The organism is Caballeronia sp. M23-90 (genome assembly GCF_053574605.1).
The window spans coordinates 1-5,149 of record NZ_JBSIPA010000449.1 but is presented as its reverse complement, the minus strand read 5'-3'; the positions used below and the strand labels follow the sequence as shown (position 1 = coordinate 5,149).

Sequence of the window (5,149 nt, the reverse complement as noted above, 5' to 3'; positions counted from 1 at the left end):
TTGCCGGCCATCAGTTCGGTAGCCTGTTCTTCGGAGAGCGTCGCCTCGCCGTTGATAGGACTCGGCAACGCGTTTTTATCGATAGGAACCTGCACCTTTGCGTTCTGCCCGACAGGCGCCGGACCGTGGAAATGCGCCATGGTCGCCGGGCCGGACAAATCGGCATACGTCACGTTCCACTGCAGCGTTTTGGTGGTTGTATCGAAGGTGGCTTTCAGCACGCCATGCCCCTTGCTTACGCGCGGCGGCACTTCGCTCGAAGGTTGCAAATTGGCTTGCAACACGACGCTATCGGCAAAAGCTGGAACGGACGTCAACGACATCAGCAACAGGGTGAGGTTTGCAAGACGTCTGCTGTCCAATGAACCGGATCTCGTGAACATATTTTTGCTCTCTAATGGATAACCAACGAGTCGATGAGTGGTCTGTCTCATCGTGCGGTCATAGTAGAGCATTTTTGAGACACGCTTCCTTGGATGCATTCACAGGAAAGACGGTGGGCCAAAATGCGAAAAGGCGCCATTCGGCGCCTTTCCGTTACAAGGTGAAACTTACAGCGTTACACCATTAGAAGCGGTGACGAAGACCCGTCGACACCACCACCTGGTTGCCGTGTACTGCGCGAGCGTTCGTACCGTACACTTGAGCTGCCGTGTCGCCGTCCGTCAACTGTACAACGCCTTCAGCATAGATGTCCGTACGCTTGGACAAAGCGTAGTCCGTCTGGAGGCCAACTTGATGGTAACGAGCGTGGTCGTTGTTGGCGTTGCCCGGAACCATGCCCTTGCGGTCCGTGTACGTATATGCCGCGCCGAGTGCCAGAGCCGGGGTCAGCGAGTAGCGTGCGTTCACTTCGTAGTTGTTGTAGCGGAGCGTCGAATCACCACCAACGAACTGGAAGCGGCTTTGCGTCCATACTGCGCCGACCGTTGCGGGGCCGAACGAGTAGTTCGCACCAACGCCGAACGTACGTTGCGTCTGTGCCGAAACGTTTGCCATCAGCGGATCACCGTTCGTCTCGGTGATAGCACCGCCGAGGTTTGCGCTGTTGCCATTCTGGACCTGCAGGTAAGCTGCAGCCATCTTGAACGGGCCGTATGCATACTGTGCGCCGGCGCTGTAAGCGCGGTTATCAGCAAAACCACCTGCTTCGTTCGAGAAGCCATACAGGCCACCGAATGTCAGGCCGCCGTAGTTGGCGCTCTGGTACTTGACCGAGTTGTTCACGCGGAACGAGTTGTCCGTGTTGTCGTTGTCGAACGGATGGGAGAAATACGTACCGCCCCAGCTGCCGTTAGCCGTCAACGGCGCGACATAGTCGACCACCGAGTCATACTGGCGACCCAACGTCACCGTACCGAACTGAGCCGTCGAAATACCGACATACGCCTGACGGCCGAACTCACGACCGCCTTGTTGCGAAGCGCCGGTGCCGATGTTGAAACCGTTCTCCAACGTGAAGATGGCCTTCATGCCGCCACCCAGGTCTTCAGCACCGCGCAGGCCCCAACGGCTGCCGTTGATGTTACCGCTCGACAGGCGGAACGCTGCAGCGCTGCCTTTGTCTGCGTTCGCCGACTTTTCGTTGTTCACATAGGTAAAGCCGGCATCAATAAGGCCATACAGCGTAACGCTGCTTTGCGCGTTGGCGGCGGTCGCAAAAGAAGCGGCTACGGCCGCGACGATCAGAGTCTTTTTCATGGTTGATCCTTTTAATGAGTCTGTCGACTCGACTGGTTGCATAACGCGCCGCCTTCCTGTCTGACTTCAAGGCGACTCGTTTCCGGTCTTTTCCCGGACACCGCGATTCGGCTGAACAAAGTTTAGGGCGCGGGCTTTTAGGCAAACCATCAAGGCACACACAAAAGGCTTTTTGAATAAGTCGAAAAGTAGCGATTTCAATCGTGCAAACGCTTGTCGCATCAGGCAATTTCACTATCTCAAATTAATGTCCGGATACCTAATTAGTTGCATGCGTTGCACAGTTGCGACAGTAGCAACCGCACGACACTCACGCCCTTTCCGCTGCTTTCGTCCTATTCCTATTTCCGGGATAACTTCGCGGGATTAGCATCGCGCACGCGAGTGAGTGGACTGAAGAAGGAACTCAACGCACGACTTTTCAGCCTCGATATGACATGAACGGGGTGACTCTGTGAGCATCGGTAGTCAATGAATCATTTGCAAGCCATGCGCGTTTTCGTGAAGGTCGCTGAAACCGGGTCGTTCGGCCGGGCTGCCGCCGTGCTCGATTTGTCGAACGCGGTCATCACACGGTACGTCGCGTTACTCGAGGCGCATCTCAACACGCGTCTTCTGAACCGCACCACGCGCAGCGTGTCACTTACCGAAGCGGGCGCCTCATATGCCGAAGGCTGCCGCGCGGTCATCGAACAGGTGGAGGCGATTGAATCAACGGTGTCGCAAACTTCGTTCGATCCTTCGGGCGTGCTGAAGCTCGTGGCATCGGCATCGTTTTCGCTGTTCGGACTCACGCCGCTGCTTTGTGATTATCGCGAGGCATTTCCGAACGTGAAGTTGCGGCTCACGCTGTTGCATCGGCCGGTCGATCTGGTGGACGAGGGCTTCGACGTCGGCATAGTCGTGCCGCGCATGGTCAATAGCGGCACGCTGATCAACCGGCCGCTGTTCAAGGTGACGCCCGTGATCGTGGCGGCGCCCGCCTATCTATCGAAACATGGCGTACCGTTACGTCCCGGCGATTTGCCGGCGCACGCTTTCTTGTCGCCATCGGCGGATATACATGGCGCGACCTGGTCGTTCACGAACGAGAATGGAGAGGACGAGGATATCGTCATCGACCCGGATTACACGGTCAACAATTCGCAAATGCTGCGGCAAGCCGCACTGTCCGGCATGGGCATCACGGCACTTCCCGAAAGCCATATTGCCGACGATCTCAAGGACGGCACGCTGCTGCGCCTCCTGACCGATTACACAGTAAACAACGCCGACAAGGAAGTGTCGCTGGTCTATCCGGGGCGCCGTCATGTATCGGCGAAAACACGTTCGTTCGTGGACTTTACGATCGCGCATTTCAGGAAAGACACGGCAGTGAGCGCGTTGTTCTGACCGCGCGGAATCATTTGAAACGGGCCGGTTCAACAACTGAAGGTTGAACCGGCCCGCTTGTTTGCTCTTCGCACATGATGACGAGCAACACGTTTCACGCCATTGCCGCGCACTGCCCTTCTATGATTTCGAGCAGCACCTCGCAGCGTGCGATCAGCACCGCGCCATCTTCGTTCCGGCGCGTGGCCGGTTTGTCGAGAAGATCGCGACGGAAGGTATCGAGCGCCACCTGTAATGGCCGGTACTGCAGCACGCTCGCCGCCCCGATCACCCGGTGATGCCATTCCCGCAATCGTGCGACCGAACCGCCGTTGTCGAGCAATGACCTGAGCGTTTCCAGATCATCGCGAAATGACGATGCAAACGCATCGAGCAACGCCTTAACGGTCGTCTCGCTGCCCCACAGTTGCGTCATATAGCCGAGATTGAGTTCATCGCTTTCAGTGGTCGCCGTGTCCGGGCCCGCAGCGGATTGCGGCTCCGCAGTTCCATCGGGCTGCGGCGCAGCCGACGAGTTTTCCATCACGCGCCATCGGTTCAAGTGATCGCGCAATGTGGCGAGACGGGTCGGCTTGACAAAGCAATCGTCCATGCCTGCATCGCGGCACATGGACAGTTCCTCCGGCGCGGTGCTCGCGGTGATGCCAAGGATAGGCAGTCTCTTCGACAAGCCCAGTTCGCTCGCCCGCACACGCCGGGCCAGCTCGTAGCCGGTCATGTTGGGCATATGGCAGTCGGTGATGAGGTAGCCGTAATGCCCATGCTTCAGTGCAGCAAGCGCTTCCACGCCATCGGGCACGATGTCGCAGGCAAATCCAAGCAGCGACAACTGATGCCGGATCAACTCCTGGTTCACCGGATGATCCTCTGCCACGAGCACAAGCCGTCCCGCGCGAATCGCGCGGTCGCGATCGGGCGCTTCCATGTTTGTATCAGTACTGCGTGTGGCGCGCGACGCAATCTGCGGCAAGCCTGTCAGCGCGGCGACGCACGCGGCGCCGAGACCCCGCCATGAAATCGGATTCACGCTCACGCGAATGTCGTTTTCGAGAATGCGATATCCCGTCGGCTTGGGCTTCTCCGTGACGTGGATCACCTGCGTTTTCAACGGCAGCGCTTCCCCGTGTGTATCGCTGAGGAACACCAGGTCGATACCATAGAATGTTTGCGGATCGCGCAACGCGGCGTCATCGCGAGAATGAATCTTGAGTTCGAGGCCGAGCGCCTGCCCATAATCCACGAGTGCACGGGCCACGCGTGGGTCATCGATTGCAATGATGCCGCGCTTGCCGCGCATTCCGCCGATCTGATAACTGGTCGTTTCCACCGGCATGCTCAGACGAACGGTCATCTTCGTGCCGACACCCAACTCGCTTTTCAGCTCGAGCGTTCCGCCCATCAGTTCGACGAGTTTGTGGCAGATCGTGAGGCCAAGCCCCGTGCCGCCGAAGCGTCGAGTGGTGGACGTTTCAGCTTGCACGAAGGGTTCGAAAAGGCTTGCCTGGGCGTCGGCTGCAATGCCAATGCCGGTGTCCTCCACGCTCAATTCGACCGTCTGCACACCGCGTGCGCTTGCAACCATATTCACCGATAAGGCGACGTCGCCTTTCATCGTGAACTTGATGGCGTTGCTCAGCAAGTTGAACAACACCTGGCGCAAGCGCACGCTGTCGCCGCGCAGACTTGCGGCGACATCCGGCGACACGGCAGCACGCACGCGCAGACCCTTTTCGTGCGCGCGTCCGGCGAGCAGGCCGACGGCGTTATCGACGAGTTCGCGCAAATCGATCGGCATCGATTCGATGGTCAACCGCCCCGCCTCGATCTTCGAATAGTCGAGCAGGTCATCGAGGATCTGCAGCAGCGCGCTCGCCGAATCCTGGATCATGCCGAGCATCTGCGACTGGTCCGGATTGAGCGGCGTGGTCTCGAAGACTTCCACGAGCCCGAGCACACCGTTCATCGGTGTACGGATTTCGTGACTCATCATCGCGAGGAAATCGTCCTTTGCACGCGAAGCCGCTTCGGCCGCATCGCGCGCTGCGGCGAGTTCGTC

General features: G+C 58.4%; 4 protein-coding genes. 1 reads left to right on the top strand and 3 read right to left on the bottom strand.

The window, feature by feature from the left end:
- Both ACRXB1_RS29580 and ACRXB1_RS29575 read right to left on the bottom strand, forming a co-directional pair.
- Positions 1 to 323, bottom strand: a 323-nt coding sequence (locus ACRXB1_RS29580) for a CHRD domain-containing protein (protein WP_449494050.1), incomplete at its 3' end; no start/stop codon positions are given.
- A 244-nt stretch (positions 324 to 567) separates the two neighbouring features.
- Complete coding sequence (locus ACRXB1_RS29575; protein WP_449494049.1) at positions 568 to 1,701, bottom strand: porin; 1,134 nt, start codon at positions 1,699 to 1,701, stop codon at positions 568 to 570.
- A gap of 471 nt (positions 1,702 to 2,172) precedes the next feature.
- On the opposite strand from ACRXB1_RS29575, the gene ACRXB1_RS29570 reads away from it, so the two are divergent.
- Positions 2,173 to 3,093: a LysR family transcriptional regulator gene (locus ACRXB1_RS29570; RefSeq protein ID WP_449494048.1), complete on the top strand. Its 921-nt coding sequence runs from the start codon at positions 2,173 to 2,175 to the stop codon at positions 3,091 to 3,093.
- A 94-nt stretch (positions 3,094 to 3,187) separates the two neighbouring features.
- Here the strand turns inward: ACRXB1_RS29570 and ACRXB1_RS29565 are convergent.
- A partial coding sequence (locus tag ACRXB1_RS29565; protein ID WP_449494047.1) for an ATP-binding protein occupies positions 3,188 to 5,149 on the bottom strand: 1,962 nt, incomplete at its 5' end.

Excerpts from the sequence above, each read along its gene's own strand:
- ACRXB1_RS29575 (WP_449494049.1), bottom strand. The coding sequence starts at position 1,701 with ATGAAAAAGACTCTGATCGTCGCGGCCGTAGCCGCTTCTTTTGCGACC.
- ACRXB1_RS29570 (WP_449494048.1), top strand. The coding sequence starts at position 2,173 with ATGAATCATTTGCAAGCCATGCGCGTTTTCGTGAAGGTCGCTGAAACC.